The organism is Kitasatospora sp. NPDC098652 (assembly GCF_044760155.1).
In the GTDB taxonomy this organism is placed as follows: Bacteria; Actinomycetota; Actinomycetes; order Streptomycetales; family Streptomycetaceae; genus Kitasatospora.
The window spans coordinates 59,421-74,331 of record NZ_JBIWAQ010000008.1 but is presented as its reverse complement, the minus strand read 5'-3'; the positions used below and the strand labels follow the sequence as shown (position 1 = coordinate 74,331).

At 73.1% G+C, this 14,911-nt stretch carries 9 protein-coding genes; all 9 read left to right on the top strand.

Going from position 1 to position 14,911, the window contains the following annotated elements:
- The first annotated feature begins 29 nt into the window (after positions 1-29).
- The 9 genes from ACIQWA_RS19285 (at position 30) to ACIQWA_RS19245 (ending at position 14,771) form a co-directional block, all read left to right on the top strand.
- Positions 30-656 (top strand): TetR/AcrR family transcriptional regulator, encoded by a 627-nt coding sequence (locus ACIQWA_RS19285; RefSeq protein WP_402483958.1) that lies wholly within the window; start codon positions 30-32, stop codon positions 654-656.
- A 60-nt stretch (positions 657-716) separates the two neighbouring features.
- Positions 717-2,957: an MMPL family transporter gene (locus ACIQWA_RS19280; RefSeq protein WP_402483956.1), complete on the top strand. Its 2,241-nt coding sequence runs from the start codon at positions 717-719 to the stop codon at positions 2,955-2,957.
- A gap of 328 nt (positions 2,958-3,285) precedes the next feature.
- Positions 3,286-5,727 carry a hypothetical protein gene (locus tag ACIQWA_RS19275; RefSeq protein ID WP_402483954.1) on the top strand — a complete coding sequence of 814 codons (2,442 nt, stop codon included), beginning with the start codon at positions 3,286-3,288 and terminating at the stop codon, positions 5,725-5,727.
- Positions 5,724-8,264 carry an aminotransferase class III-fold pyridoxal phosphate-dependent enzyme gene (locus ACIQWA_RS19270; RefSeq protein WP_402483952.1) on the top strand — a complete coding sequence of 847 codons (2,541 nt, stop codon included), beginning with the start codon at positions 5,724-5,726 and terminating at the stop codon, positions 8,262-8,264. The genes ACIQWA_RS19275 and ACIQWA_RS19270 overlap by 4 nt, the downstream gene beginning before the upstream one ends.
- Entirely contained in the window at positions 8,261-8,533 is a 273-nt protein-coding gene (locus ACIQWA_RS19265) for an acyl carrier protein (protein ID WP_360233732.1), read from the top strand. Before ACIQWA_RS19270 ends, ACIQWA_RS19265 begins: the two co-directional genes overlap by 4 nt.
- A complete protein-coding gene (fabF, locus tag ACIQWA_RS19260; protein WP_402483950.1) occupies positions 8,530-9,777 on the top strand; it encodes a beta-ketoacyl-ACP synthase II in 1,248 nt (415 codons plus the stop codon). Before ACIQWA_RS19265 ends, fabF begins: the two co-directional genes overlap by 4 nt.
- A 173-nt stretch (positions 9,778-9,950) precedes the next feature.
- A complete protein-coding gene (locus ACIQWA_RS19255) occupies positions 9,951-11,831 on the top strand; it encodes a 2-oxoacid:acceptor oxidoreductase subunit alpha (RefSeq protein WP_402483948.1) in 1,881 nt (626 codons plus the stop codon).
- Positions 11,828-12,868, top strand: coding sequence for a 2-oxoacid:ferredoxin oxidoreductase subunit beta (locus ACIQWA_RS19250; RefSeq protein WP_402483946.1), 1,041 nt, complete (start codon positions 11,828-11,830; stop codon positions 12,866-12,868). The genes ACIQWA_RS19255 and ACIQWA_RS19250 overlap by 4 nt, the downstream gene beginning before the upstream one ends.
- A 106-nt stretch (positions 12,869-12,974) precedes the next feature.
- The gene (locus tag ACIQWA_RS19245) at positions 12,975-14,771 is read left to right on the top strand and encodes an NAD(P)/FAD-dependent oxidoreductase (RefSeq protein ID WP_402483944.1); all 1,797 of its coding nucleotides are present in this window, start codon (positions 12,975-12,977) and stop codon (positions 14,769-14,771) included.
- The last annotated feature ends 140 nt before the right edge of the window (positions 14,772-14,911 follow it).

Genomic DNA, 14,911 nt, shown 5'->3' with positions numbered 1-14,911 from the left:
GTACTATAAAAAAGTGAGCAGTGATCCCCATGGCAAAGACCGACGGCCGCCGGCTGCGTTCCCAGGCGACCCGGCGCAGAATGCTCGACGCGGCGATGAAGCTCTTCGTCGAGCGCGGATACGGCCTCACGACGATCGACTCGATCGCCCAGGAAGCCGGCGTCGCGGTGCAGACGATGTACTTCTCGTTCGGGAACAAGGAGAAGATCCTCAAGGAGCTGATCGACCTCCACGTCGCCGGTGACGAGGAGCCGGTGCCCACCCTGGAACGCCCGCCGGTCGTCGACGCCCTGTCCAAGGAGGACCCGCACCAGCAACTGCGGGCCCTCGCCGCCATCACCCGGGTCATCAACGAGCGGGTCGCCCCGCTGCTCGAAGTGCTGCGCAACGCGGTCATCTCCAGCGGCGACGGTGCCGAGCTGTGGGAGACCAACAAGCAGCAACGCCGAACCGTCCAACGGCACTTCGTGGACGCGCTGATCGCCAAGGGAGCCCTCGTCGAGGGCCTCGACGCGGACCACGCGGTCGACGTCTGCTACGGAGTGCTCGGCCCCGAGATGTACCACCTGTTCGTCACCGAGCGCGGCTGGACCCCACAGGAATGGGAGGACTGGGCGGCCAACGCCCTGTGCTGCCACCTCCTGGGGCGGTGCTGAGCCGCGGCCTCCCCCGTCGCCGCGACGCGGCGGCACCGTCCACGACGACCCGAGGAAGCCATGTCGACAACCATCCGGGCCCGCACCGGAACCGACGGCGAACCCGCCCCGGTCACCGGCCGTCTGGCCTCGCTCGCCAGGACCCTGGTCAACCGCCGGGGCATCGCCATGCTGCTGGTCGCCCTGGTCGCCGTCGCGGCGGCGGTGATCGGAGCCGACGCCGAGAGCAAGCTCTCCAGCGGCGGCTACACGCCCACCAGCGCCGAGTCCCTGCAGGCCGACCGGCTGCTCGCCGACCGGTTCCACGCGGGCGCGCCCAACCTGGTGCTGGTCGCCACCGCCGACGGCGACCTGGACTCCGCCGCCGAGGCCGGCCGCAGCCTCACCGAGAAGGTCGCCACCACCCCGGACGTGGTGTACGCCCAGTCCTACTGGACCACCGGTGACCCGACCCTGCGCTCGCCCGACGGCCGTACCGGCCTCGTCCTGGTCAGGCTCGGCGGGGACGAGAACCACGCCGAGCACCTCGCCAAGGACCTGGTCCCGACCCTGGTCGGACGGCACGGCCCGCTGGACGTCAAGGCCACCGGCACGGCCCAGGTCAACGCCGAGGCCAACGAGCAGAGCGCCAAGGACCTCACCGGCGCCGAACTGATCGCCGCGCCGATCACCCTGCTGATCCTGCTCGCCACCTTCGGCTCGCTGGTCGCCGCCGCCCTGCCCGCCGTGCTCGGCGTGGTCTCCGTGCTCGGCACCTACGCCGTGCTGCGGCTGCTCGCCAGTGTGACCTCGGTGTCGGTGTTCTCGCTCAACATCACCACCGCGCTGGGCTTCGGCCTCGCCGTGGACTACAGCCTGTTCGTGGTCACCCGGTACCGCGAGGAACTCGGGGCCGGGCGCGGCACCACCGAGGCGATCGCCGCCTCGCTGCGCAGCGCCGGACGGACCGTGCTGTTCTCCGCGCTCACCGTGGTGCTCTCGCTGGCCGCCCTGCTGGTCTTCCCGATCTACTTCCTGCGCTCGCTCGCCTACGCGGGCATCGTCGTGGTGGTCCTCGCGGCGGCGAGCTCGCTGCTGGTGCTGCCGCCGCTGCTGGCCCTGATCGGCCACCGGATCGACCGCTGGGACGTGTTCGCCCCGCTGCGCCGCCGCCTGCCCGGCGCCCGCAGCGGCGGTCAGGGCGGCGTGTGGCACCGGCTCGCGGTCACCGTGATGCGCCGCCCGGCTCTGATCGGCGGCACCGTCGCGGTGGTGCTGCTCGCGCTCGCCCTGCCGTTCGTCCAGGCCCGGTTCGCGCTGATGGACGACCGGGTGCTGCCGCGTGGCAGCGCCTCCCAGGTCGCCTCCGACACCATCCGCAGCGAGTTCCACGGGGCGCAGACCTCCCCGGTGGTCGTCGTGCTGCCCGACACCGACCCGGGCAACGGCCAACTCGCGGACTACGCGCAGCGGTTGTCCGCCCTGCCGGGCACCGTCCGGGTGGACGCCGCCACCGGCACCTACGCCCAGGGCGCGCTGGCCGCCCCGCCCGGGCCGGGGGCCGCCGCCTTCTCCGGCAGCGGCGGCACCTGGTTGTCGGTGGTCTCCGACCGCGAGGCGAGCTCGGCGGAGGGCGAGAGCTACGCCAAGGCCGTCCGCGCGGTGCACGCCCCCGGCCGGGCCCTGGTCGGCGGCGACGCCGCGACCCAGGTGGACACCAAGTCCAGCCTGTCCGGCCGCCTCCCGTGGGCGGCCGCGATCATCGCGGTCAGCATGCTGCTGCTGCTGTTCCTGTTCTCCGGCAGCGTGGTGATCCCGTTCCAGCAGCTGCTGCTGAACATGCTCAGCCTCACCGCGTCCTTCGGGGCCATGGTGTACGTCTTCCAGGACGGCCATCTCAAGTGGCTGGTCGGCGACTTCGTGTACACCGGCCAACTGGAGGTGACGGTGCCGATCCTGATGTTCTGCGTCGCGTTCGGCCTGTCGATGGACTACAGCGTCTTCCTGCTCTCCCGGATCCGCGAGGAGTACCTGGCCACCGGGGACAACACCCGCGCGGTCGCCTTCGGGATGGAGCGCACCGGCAGGCTGATCACCGCCGCGGCGCTGATCGTCGCGACGGTGCTGGGCGCGCTGGCCACCTCCGGACTGTCGATCCTGAAACTGCTCGGCGCGGGCCTCGCGCTGGCCGTCCTGGTCGACGCCACGCTGGTCCGCGGCCTGCTGGTGCCGGCCGCGATGCGGCTGCTCGGCCGGGCCAACTGGTGGGCGCCGGCGCCGTTGAAGCGGCTGCACGCCCGGATCGGCCTGACCGAGGACTGAGCGCACGCCGAACGGCCGGACCGCCTCGGCGGTCCGGCCGTTCACCGGTTCCGGCACCGGCCGGAGGTGCCGCGGGGGGCCGGTCGGAGTCTCTCCATCGCTGACCATCCATCACTAGGCGTTTTCCAGGCCAAGTTGAAGGGAAAACGGGGGTTCCACGCGACTCCTGGATTGCTTGGCCGAGGCGCCGGCCCCCGGAGGTCCGCCGGCCCCGTCGCGGCGTGGGCCGCGCGGCCATGCACCGTCCAGAGGATGTGCAGACCGGCTTCAGTCGCGCTGATGCAGACTCCGAGGCGTCAGCAGCACTGCCACCGGGGGGAGTCGGAGAGTGGACGGCACGACCGGCGGCTCGCAGCCGCCGCGCTTCCTGATCGCGGCCGTCGGCAAACGCCCGGCCTTCCAGCGGACCGTCGCCGCCGCGCTCGGCGACCTGGTCGAGGGCTCGGAGCGGACCCTCACCACCGCGGCCCTGCCGGTCGGGCGCAGCTCCTGGCCCGAGCCGTACCAGCGGGCCCTGGACCGCTCCCGCCGCTTCCTCGACCGCGCCCTCCCGAGGGCCCGGGTCGCCCTGGTGCTCGCCGAGACCGTGGCCGAGGCCGCGCAGCTGATCGGCGAACAGGCCGGCGAGGACCCGGCCATGCTCGCCCTGCTGCTGGTGGACGCCGCCGCCGCGGGCCTGCCGGTCGGGCCGCTGGACACCGCCTTCGCCGACGAACTCGCAGCGATGTGCGAGGAGTTGCCGGCGAACGTGGCCTGCGAACCCTCCGCGTACACCGTGCACGTGTACGAGGACGCGCCCGCCCCGCGCGCCCGGATCGCCCAGCCGTACACCAGCCGGCGGCTGCCCGACCAGCTCTGGGTGCTGGCCGCCGACGTGCTCTGTGCCTTCACCGACGTGATCCAGCTCCGGCACACCGGGGGAGCGCTGCGCGCCTCCGCCCGGACGGCTCCGCCCGCGCTGGCCGGCGCCCTCGCCGACTTCCTGGACGCCCGGGCCGGCGACCGCTGGGGCCTGCACTACTACACCGGCTCGGTGGTCTCCGGCCTGATCGCCGCGCTCGACGAGCGCGCCGCCCGGGCGGGCAACCCGGTGCTGCGCGGGCCGAGCGAGCACAGCCTGGCCTGCGGCGCGCTGGCCCGCTGGCAGCTCGACGCGGCGCCCGCGCTGGTCGTGGTCACCAGCGGCATGGTCGACGAGTTCCGCGGCACCCTCGCCAACCTGCGCGAGGCCCGGGCCCGGGGCTTCCTGCTGTGCGCCGACTCGCGGGAGCAGAGCTGGTTCCCGTTCCAGGGCACCGTGCACTCCGCCGAGGACTCCCGCGAGGTGCTGCGGGCCCGCCGGATCCCGTACGTCCACCTCGACGACCCGGCCCGGCTCGACGCGGACCTGGCCACCGCCTTCGCCCGGTACGACGAGGACCGGGGCCCGGTCGTGCTGCTCGCCACCGCCGAGGTCCTGGAGGCCGCCGGCCCCGTGAGCGCCCCGCCGCCGCCCGCCCCCGCCCCGCGCGCCACCGTGGCCGAGGACGCCCTGGCCCCGGTGCTGGAGCTGCTCAACCACGGCCCCGAGCGGGTGCTCTGGCAGCTCGGCCCGCTCTCCGGCCCGGAACGCGACCTGGTCCACGAGATCGCCGCGGCCGCCGGCATCGGCCTGGCCGACTCGCTCACCCGCCCGGGCAGCGTCTCCCGCTACCGGGACGGCGCGGTCGTCCCCGAGTACCTCGGCACCCTCGGCCTGTACGGCTTCTCCGAGCGCGTGCACGCCTTCCTGCACCACGAGGGCCGGCTGCGGCCCCGCTCCGAGCAGTGCCTGTTCTTCGTCAACAGCCGGATCGCCGAGGCCGCCACCCCGTTCTCGCCCCGGGCTCTGGACCGCTCGCTGCGGATCGTCCAGGTCACCCGGGAGGCCGCGCACCTCGCCCCGTTCGCCGACCATCCGGTGCGGGCCGAGGCCGGCGCGTTCCTGAGCGCGGTCCGGGCCCGGCTGGACGTGCCGCCCGCGCTGCTCGAGGCCCGCCGCCGCGCGCTGGCCGAGACGGCCGACAGCGCCTCCGACGTGGTCCACGGCGTGCCGGTGCAGCCGATCAGCCTCAACTACTTCGGCAGCCGGCTCGGCGCCGTCCTCGAGGACCTGATCCTCCACCACGGGTACGGCTACACCGGCGTGTACGACGTCGGCCGGGGCGGGCTCTCCGCGATCCGCAACCTGCCGCGCACCGGCCCCGGCTTCTCCGGCTGGTACGGCCGCGCCCTGATGGGCGACGCCCTGCAGGCCGTCCCGAGCATCGCGCTCACCCGGCCGGGCAACACCCTCGCCTTCATCGGCGACGGCGCCAGCGCGCTCGTCCCGGACATCCTGCCCAGCCTGATCCAGCAGGTCTGCTTCAACGGGCACCGGCTGCGCGGCAACCTCAGCATCTTCACCCTGGTCGACGGCGGGCACTCGGTGATCCGCACCTACCGCGAGGGCCGCAGCGCGGCCGGCGCGGGCCGCCAGACCCAGGTGCTCCACCTGTTCGCCGAGGACGACGAACGGACCTTCGGCCCGCTCACCGTGGTCCGGCGCCGGCTCGACGACCTCGACCCCCGGACGCTCAAGGCGGACCTGCAACGCCGCTCCACCGTCAACCTGTTCGAGGTGCCGATCGCGCACAACAACGAGGGGGACGGCCTCAGCCTGCTCTCCTCCCTCGGCTGGCAGCGCGACACGCTCCCCGAACTCACCTTCGCCATGGCCCGCACCGGGCGCAGCACGGGAGGCACCCGATGAAGTTCGGCTTCCTCGCCCACCCGATCAGTGACGGCCACCGCCACCAGGTCCGCGGCCTCGACCTGTTCGGCCGACTGCTCGACGAGCACCGCGGGATCCCGCGCGAACCCGGGCCCCGGCACCACGTCCCGATCCCCGAGTTCACCCTGACCTCGGCCACCGGCGCCCGGTGCACCGGCGCGGTCCGCTACCTGCCGTACACGGCCGAGCAGATGCTCCGCCGGCCCGGCACCGCCCGGGACATGGTCGCCGCCGAGGCCGCCGAGCTCCGCGACGCCGGGGCGGAGCTGGTCGGCCTCGGCGGTGCCACCTCGATCGTCGGCGACCGGGGCCTGTGGACCGCCAAGGCCGTCGGTCTCCCGCTCACCAGCGGCAACTCCCTCACCACCTACGCCTCCCACCGGGCCGTGCTGGCCTGCGCCGAACGCCTGGGCCAGACCCCCGGCCGGGCCCGGATCGCCGTGGTCGGCTACCCCGGCTCGATCGGCCTGGCGATGGCCCGGCTGCTGCTCGCCGACGGCTACGAGCTGGACCTGGTCCGCCGCCCGAGTGCCCGCACCGACGAGGCGATGCTGCGCTACCTGGACCCGGCCGAGCGGAGCCGGGTCACCCTGTACGACGACCCGGCCGCGCTCTACGGCGCGCCCCGGATCTACGTGACCGCCTCCTCCGTCGGCGGCGTGCTGGACGCGGGCCGACTGCACCCCGGCTCGGTGGTGGTGGACGTGGCCCTGCCGCGCGACGTCGCGGTGGAGCCCGCCGAGCGCCAGGAGGTCCTGGTCATCGACGGCGGCCTGGTCAGCGCCACCGACGCCGTCCGGCTCGGGGACGGCTCCCTGCCCGCCCCCGCCCAGCAGCTCAACGGCTGCCTCGCCGAGACCATCGTGCTCGCCCTGGAGGGCCGCGCCGAGGCGTGGTCGCTCGGCCGCGAACTCGACCTGGACCGGATCCGCACCATCGGCGAACTCGCCACCGGGCACGGCTTCCTGCCCACGCCGCTGGCCGCGTTCGGCCGGCTGGTCCCGGACGAGCGGCTCGACCGGCTGGCCCGCCACTACCCGTCCGGCCGCCCCCCGCGCGGTAGCCGTACCCAGGAGACGGTGCGCCGCTTCCGCACCCACATCAACCCGCCGATGGGGCGCCTGTTCGCCGCCCACGGCATGGACCGGGTCTTCACCCGCGCCGAGGGCTGCACCCTGACCACCGAGGACGGCACCTCGTACCTCGACTTCGTCGCCGGCTACGGCTGCCTCAACCTCGGCCACAACCACCCGGCCGCCACCACGGCCCTGCGCGACTTCCTCGACCAGGGCGCCCCGACCTTCGTCCAGTACGTCTCGATGCCCGCGCACACCGCCGAACTCGCCGAGCGGCTCAGCGAGTTGGCCCCGCCCGGGCTAGAGCGGGTGTTCTTCTCCAACTCCGGCACCGAGGCCGTGGAAGCCGCCCTGAAGCTGGCCCGCGCCGCCACCGGCCGCACCCGGCTGGTGCACACCGAGAACAGCTACCACGGCAAGACCCTCGGCGCGCTCTCGGTCACCGGCCGCAAGGGCCACGGGGCCGCCTTCCACCCCCTGCTGCCGGACTGCGTGGCCGTCCCGTTCGGCGACACCGCCGCGCTGGCCGCCGCCATCGAGGGCGCGGCCGCCTTCATCGTCGAACCGGTGCAGGGCGAGGGCGGCGTGATCCTCCCGCCGCCCGGCTACCTCGCCGAGGCCCAGCGGTTGTGCCGGCGAGCCGGCGCGGCGTTCGTCCTCGACGAGATCCAGACCGGCCTCGGCCGCACCGGCGCGATGTTCGCCGCCGAGCACGACGACCTGCGGCCCGACATCCTGTGCGTCGCCAAGTCCCTCTCCGGCGGCCTGGTGCCGATCGGCGCCACCTTGGCCCGCACCGAACTCTGGGACCAGGCGTACGGGTCCACCAGCAGGGCGATGCTGCACTCCTCGACCTTCGGCGGCGGCAACCTCGCCGCCGCGGTCGGCCTCGCCACGCTCGACACCCTGGTCGCCGAGGACCTCCCGGGGCGCGCCGCCAAGACCGGCGCCCACCTGCGGGACGGGCTGCGCGAGGCGTGCGCCCCGTACGGCTTCGTCAAGGAGGTCCGCGGGATCGGCCTGATGAACGCCATCGAGTTCGACGGCGACTTCACCGGCGCCGCCCAGGCCCTCGCCGACGAGGCCCTGGCCCGGCTTCCCGGAGACCTCCACGGCCTGGTCGACTGGCTCCCGGACGAGGTGCTCGGCGCCCTCCGGCGCGCCGGGAACGCCGTGGAGAACGCCCTCGGCGACCTGATGTGCCTGCGGTTCGTCTCCCAGCTCAGCCGGGAGCACCGCATCCTGGCCTTCGTCACGGCCAACAGCAACCGGACCCTGCGGATCCAGCCGCCGCTGGTCCTCGGCCTCGACCAGGCCGACCGGTTCACCGGCGCCGTCCGGGCCGTCTGCCAGGACTTCGCCCTGCACGCGGACCTGTCCGCGTGGCAGGCCGGCGATCCGTCCCACACCCCGACCAACGACCAGAGGTGGCCGCTGTGACCAACCAGACCGCTGCCGGCGAGGCCCTTCTCGCGCGGATGACCGACCTGCTGTGCGACCGACTCGGGCTGCTCCCCGAGGAGGTCACCTCCGACGCCCGGCTCCGCGAGGACCTCGGCATGGACTCCCTCGACCTGGTCGAGCTGGTCACCATCATGGAGGAGCACCTCGGCGGCACCGTCGACGACGAGGTCGCCCTCTCCCTCACCACCGTCGGCGAGGTGATCGCCCACGTCGTCGACGCGGAACGCCCCGGAGCGCTCGCATGACCGAGAGCGACCGGCGGGTGGTGGTCACCGGGCTCGGCCCGGTCACCGCGATCGGCGTCGGTGCCGACGACTTCCACGCCGCCCAGCTCAAGGGCCTCAGCGGCATCCGGACGATCACCCGGTTCGACGCCACCGACTTCCCGGTCCGGATCGCCGGCGAGGTCGACCTGCCCGAGGACCTCACCCTCCCGCCCCGCCAGGCCGTCAGCGCCGACCGCTGCACGCAACTCGCGGTCGCCGCCGCCACCCTGGCGCTGCGCGACGCCGAACTCGACCTCGCCGCCGAGGACCGCACCCGGATCGGCGCCGTGGTCGGCACCGGCACCGGCGGCGTCACCACCTGGGAGACCAACAGCGCCGCCATGCTCAGGGGGCCGCACCGGCTCGGCGCCCGCTTCATCCCGATGAGCATGGCCAACGCCCCGGCCAGCCGGCTCTGCGTGGACCTCGGGCTGCTCGGGCCGAGCAGCGCCGTCGTCACCGCCTGCGCCTCCGGGGCCGAGGCGCTGATCGTGGCGGCGCAGATGATCGCCTCCGGCGAGGCCGACGTGGTGCTGGCCGGGGGCACCGAGGCCCCCGTCAGCCCCATGATGGTCGGCGGGTTCGCCAAGATCCGCGCCCTGGCCACGCGCAACGACAGCCCCGAGCAGGCCAGCCGGCCGTTCAGCGCCGACCGCGAGGGCTTCGTCCTCGGCGAGGGCGCGGCCGTCCTGGTCCTCGAGTCGGCCGCCCACGCCGCCCGGCGAGGGGCCCGTGTCCTCGCCGAACTGCGGGGCTACGGCAGGACCTCGGACGCGCACCACGTCACCGCGCCCCACCCCGAGGGGGCGGGGGCCGCCCGGGCCCTCGAGGCGGCCCTGCGCTCGGCCCGGCTCGGCCCCGAGGACGTCTCGCACATCAACGCCCACGGCACCGGCACCAGCTACAACGACTCCGCCGAGGCCCTCGCCCTGCACACCGCGCTCGGCCAGGCGGCCCCCCGGATCCCGGTCTCGGCCACCAAGTCGATGACCGGTCACTCCCTCGGCGCGGCCGGGGCGATCGAGGCGGTCGCCTCCGTGCAGGCCCTGGTCCACGGCGTGGTGCCGCCCACCCTCAACCTCGACCGGCCCGACCCGGCGATCGGCCTCGACGTGGTCGGCGACGTTCCGCGCGAACTCCCCGTCCGGGCCGTCCTGTCCAACTCCTTCGCCTTCGGCGGGCACAACGTGGTGCTCGCCTTCACCGCCCCCACCGCGGCCTGACCGCCGCCCCACGCGGTACGGGCCGGCCACCCGCCCCACCGGGGGCCGGCCGTACCCCTCCCCCTCACAAGCCACGGACCTCCTCACAGTCACGGACCTCTCCACAGTCACGGACCTCTCCACAGTCACGGACCTCTTCACGGTCATGGACGTCGACAGCAAGGGACAGCCTCATGGTCGGCACGGTCAGCAGATCCAAGCCGGTGACGAAACTCGACCGGGTGATCATCCGCTTCGCGGGTGACTCGGGTGACGGCATGCAGCTCACCGGGGACCGGTTCACCTCGGAGACGGCGGCGTTCGGCAACGACCTGTCCTCGCTGCCGAACTTCCCGGCGGAGATCCGGGCCCCCGCCGGGACGCTTCCGGGTGTCTCGTCCTTCCAACTGCACTTCGCGGACCACGACATCCTCACCCCCGGCGACGCGCCGGACGTGCTGGTGGCGATGAACCCGGCGGCGCTGAAGGCCAACCTGCCGGACCTGCCGAAGGGCGCCGAGATCATCGTCGACACCGACGAGTTCACCAAGCGCGCGCTGGCGAAGGTCGGCTACGACGAGGACCCGCTGGGCGACGGCTCGCTGGACGCGTACCGGCTGCACCCGGTGCCGCTGACCACGCTGACGCTGGAGGCGCTCAAGGACAGCGGGCTGGCGCGCAAGGACGCGGAGCGGGCGAAGAACATGTTCGCCCTCGGCCTGCTCTCCTGGATGTACCACCGGCCGTCGGGGGGTACGGAGTCCTTCCTGCGGCGGAAGTTCGCGAAGAAGCCGCAGATCGCGGAGGCGAACGTCGCGGCGTTCCGGGCGGGTTGGAACTTCGGCGAGACCACGGAGGACTTCGCCGTCCGCTACGAGGTGCCGCCGGCCAAGCTCCCGGCCGGGCGCTACCGCAACATCTCCGGCAACCTCGCCCTGTCGCTCGGGCTGGTCGCGGCGGGGGAACGGTCGGGCCTGCCGGTGTTCCTCGGCTCGTACCCGATCACCCCGGCCTCGGACATCCTGCACGAGCTGTCCCGGCACAAGGACTTCGGGGTGCGGACCTTCCAGGCCGAGGACGAGATCGCCGGCATCGGCGCCGCGCTCGGCGCGGCCTTCGGCGGGGCGCTCGGCGTGACCACCACCTCCGGGCCGGGCGTGGCGCTCAAGTCGGAGACCATCGGCCTGGCGGTCTCGCTGGAACTGCCGCTGCTGGTGGTGGACATCCAGCGCGGCGGCCCGTCCACCGGCCTGCCGACCAAGACCGAGCAGGCGGACCTGCTGCAGGCGATGTTCGGCCGCAACGGCGAGGCGCCGGTGCCGATCGTCGCCCCGGCCACGCCCGCCGAGTGCTTCGAGGCGGCCCTGGAGGCGGCCCGGATCGCGCTCACCTACCGCACCCCGGTGTTCCTGCTCTCCGACGGGTACCTGGCGAACGGCTCGGAGCCGTGGAAGCTGCCGGAGGTCGGTGAACTCCCCGATCTGCGCGTCGAGTTCGCCACCGAGCCGAACCGTCCCGACGGTTCCTTCTGGCCGTACCTGCGCGATCCCGCCACCCTGGCCCGTCCGTGGGCGGTGCCCGGCACCCCGGGTCTGGAGCACCGGATCGGCGGCATCGAGAAGCAGGACGGCACCGGCAACATCTCCTACGACCCGGCCAACCACGACTTCATGGTCCGCACCCGCCAGGCGAAGGTGGACGGCATCGAGGTCCCGGACGTGGAGGTGGACGACCCGGACGGCGACGCCCGGCTGCTGGTGCTCGGCTGGGGCTCCACGTACGGGCCGATCACCGCCGCCGTGCGCCGGGTCCGTACGGCGGGCGGGGCCGTGGCGCAGGCGCACCTGCGGCACCTGAACCCCTTCCCGGCCAACCTCGGCGCGGTGCTGGCGCGGTACGAGCGGGTGATCGTGCCCGAGATGAACCTCGGGCAGCTCGCCCTGCTGCTGCGCGCCAGGTACCTGGTGGACGTGCAGTCCTGCAACCAGGTGCGCGGACTGCCGTTCAAGGTGGCGCAGTTGGCGGACGTGCTGAGCGCGGCGCTCGGCGGCCTGGACGAGGAGGACCACCGATGAGCGAGCACCCGTTCCCGTCCTTGAGGCTGGTGCCCAAGGCCGACGGGCCGCAGAGCGCCCGGGACTTCAAGACCGACCAGGAGGTGCGCTGGTGCCCGGGCTGCGGGGACTACGCGATCCTGGCCGCGGTGCAGTCCTTCATGCCGGAGCTCGGCATCAAGCGGGAGAACACCGTCTTCGTCTCCGGCATCGGCTGCTCCTCGCGCTTCCCGTACTACATGAACACCTACGGGGTGCACTCGATCCACGGCCGGGCGCCGGCGATCGCGACCGGGCTGGCCTCCTCCCGGCGGGACCTCAGCGTGTGGGTGGTGACCGGGGACGGCGACGCGCTGTCGATCGGCGGCAACCATCTGATCCACGCCCTGCGGCGCAACGTCAACCTCAAGGTCCTGCTGTTCAACAACCGGATCTACGGCCTCACCAAGGGGCAGTACTCGCCGACCAGCGAGCTCGGCAAGATCACCAAGTCGACCCCGATGGGCTCGCTGGACGCGCCGTTCAACCCGCTGTCGCTGGCGATCGGCGCCGAGGCCTCCTTCGTCGCCCGCACCATCGACTCGGACCGCCAGCACCTGCAGTCGGTGCTGCGGGCGGCGGCCGAGCACGAGGGCACGGCGCTGGTGGAGATCTACCAGAACTGCAACATCTTCAACGACGGCGCCTTCGAGGTGCTCAAGGAGCCCGGCACCCGGGACGAGGCGCTGATCCGGCTGGAGCACGGGCAGCCGATCCTGGCCGGCGCGGACCACCACGTGGTGCGGGACGCGGACGGTGAACTGCGCATCGCGCCGCGCGGCGAGGGCAGCGCGCTGGTCCACGACGCGCACGCCGCCGGCCCGCTCACCGCCTTCGCGCTGACCCGCCTCGCGGACGCCGACACCCTGCACCACACCCCGATCGGGGTGCTCCGGGACGTCCGGCGGCCGGTGTACGACACCCTCATGGCCGACCAACTGGCCCGGGCCGCCGCCGAGAAGGGCCCCGGCGACCTCGCCGCGCTGCTCGCCGGCACCGACACCTGGACCGTGGCCTGACCCTGCGCCTCGGCCACGACCCGGGCCCCCGGCCCTGGTTCAGGCCCCGCCACGCCCTTCGGACCCCGGTCGCCCGACCCGGCGACCTTCTCGCAGAGGAGTCATCATGTCCGTGAACGCCCCCGAGGCCGCCGCCCCCTGGGAATCCGTCCGTGCCGACGTGTGCGTGATCGGTTCGGGCATGGTGGGCCTGATCAACGCGATCGCGTACGCGAAGCGCGGGCTGTCGGTGGTCTGCATCGACCAGCCGACCGAGAAGCAGCTGGCCAGCTACAAGGTCGGCGAGTCGCTGCTGATCTACTCCAACTCCTTCCTGCGCGTGCTGGGCGAGTTGGACGAGTCGTTCCAGAAGTCCTTCCACAAGGCGGGCTTCTGGATGGCCCACGGGATGGAGGGGCGGACCGAGTTCGACGAGTCCGTCTCCGAGTGGGGCTTCGAGAGCGGGCTGCCGCAGCACTGGATCGACAAGGCCGTCAACCCGCTGTTCCCGCGCGTGATGTTCGAGGACTCGCAGATCGTCCGCCCCGAGATCGAGGCCGAACTGCGGGAGAAGGCACGGAAGATGGAGGGCATCACCTTCCTGGACCGTGGTCTCGTCCGCGAGGTGGACCTCTCCCCGGAAGGCGGCGACCACCTCGTCACCTGGCAGTCCCGCAACCGCAAGGAGAAGGGCCGGATCGACGCCCGCTGGATCGTCGACTGCTCCGGCCGCACCCGGCTGCTGGCGCGGCGCTTCGGCCACGACCTGCCGCTGGACTCCGGCTTCGAGACCACCGCGGCCTGGGGCCAGTTCTCCCACTGCACCGACGACCTGTTCGACGAGCGCTGGACGTACCACTTCCCGGACGGCGACACCGCCCGCCGCGACCGCAACACCCTCCACCTGTGGGGCGCGGGCTACTGGATCTGGATCATCCGCCTGAACGGCGACCGGGTCAGCGTCGGCGTGACGTACGACCGCAACCGGCCGCCGGAGGAGGGCAACGCCCGCGAGGTGTTCTGGAAGATCCTGCGCCGGTACCCCGTCCTGGACTGGCTGGACGAGAAGAACCTGCTGGAGTTCAGCGCCTACAAGGACGTCCAGCACTGCACCGACACCTTCGTCTCCCCGCAGCGGTACGCCATGGTCGGCGACGCCTCGTCGATCATCGACGCGTACTACAGCCAGGGCCTGTCGCTCTCCATGACCACGTCCTGGCACATCGCCAACATCGCCGAACAGGACATTCGCGACGGCGGGTTGGACATCGACTACCTGAACCACGTCAACCGCGCGGTCACCGCCGACTGGCGGATCATGCGGTCCATGGTGCGGTCCAAGTACAGCGAGGCGATCGCGGACAGCCGGTTCTTCATCCTCGACCACCTGCTCGATCTGACCGTCTTCGGCGCCGCGATGCTGGGCCGCTTCCGGGCCACCCGCTGGCTGATCGAGACCGAGGGGCGGACCGCCGACGAGACCCCGGAGCACGTGCGGCTGCGGACCGGGCTGAGCCGGCGCATGTACCTCTCGCAGTCCGCGCCCTGGCACCACCTCGACCCGCAGCGGGTCGCCGACCTGGTCGAGGCGTGGCACCGCGGACTGGAGCGGCGCGCCAAGTGGCGCCTGGAGAACGGCGTCGACCTCCCCGCCACCAAGGCCGCCATGCGCGCCTACGCCGCCCTGCCGGGCATCTGGCGCCTGCCGTTCATCGACCGGATGCCGAAGGCGGACCTCACCCTCAAGGCGGTCAAGGAGCCCGGCTTCACCTCCGTCACCGGCACCGAGTATCGCCCGCCGGTGATGGCCGTCTCCGGCAGCCTGGTGCTCGCCCTGGCCGGCCTGGGAACGCTTTTCGACATCGCCGACACCAACGCCCGCAAGCTCCGCAAGCTCGTCCGAAGCCTCCGCCGCCGCCGGTAGGGCCGTATTCCGGGTGACGGGGCTGTCGGCCGTGCTGCAGACCGGCCCCGTCCACGGTTGCAGGCAGTACCTGCGGCGGGCCTCGCGGATTTCTCCTCGAACCTAGACATACGTGGCCCGTACGGCTCGGCGGCGCGGCC

Coding starts and splice junctions, on each gene's coding strand:
- ACIQWA_RS19285 (WP_402483958.1), top strand. CDS start 30: ATGGCAAAGACCGACGGCCGCCGGCTGCGTTCCCAGGCGACCCGGCGC.
- ACIQWA_RS19280 (WP_402483956.1), top strand. CDS start 717: ATGTCGACAACCATCCGGGCCCGCACCGGAACCGACGGCGAACCCGCC.
- ACIQWA_RS19270 (WP_402483952.1), top strand. CDS start 5,724: ATGAAGTTCGGCTTCCTCGCCCACCCGATCAGTGACGGCCACCGCCAC.
- fabF (WP_402483950.1), top strand. CDS start 8,530: ATGACCGAGAGCGACCGGCGGGTGGTGGTCACCGGGCTCGGCCCGGTC.
- ACIQWA_RS19255 (WP_402483948.1), top strand. CDS start 9,951: ATGGTCGGCACGGTCAGCAGATCCAAGCCGGTGACGAAACTCGACCGG.
- ACIQWA_RS19250 (WP_402483946.1), top strand. CDS start 11,828: ATGAGCGAGCACCCGTTCCCGTCCTTGAGGCTGGTGCCCAAGGCCGAC.
- ACIQWA_RS19245 (WP_402483944.1), top strand. CDS start 12,975: ATGTCCGTGAACGCCCCCGAGGCCGCCGCCCCCTGGGAATCCGTCCGT.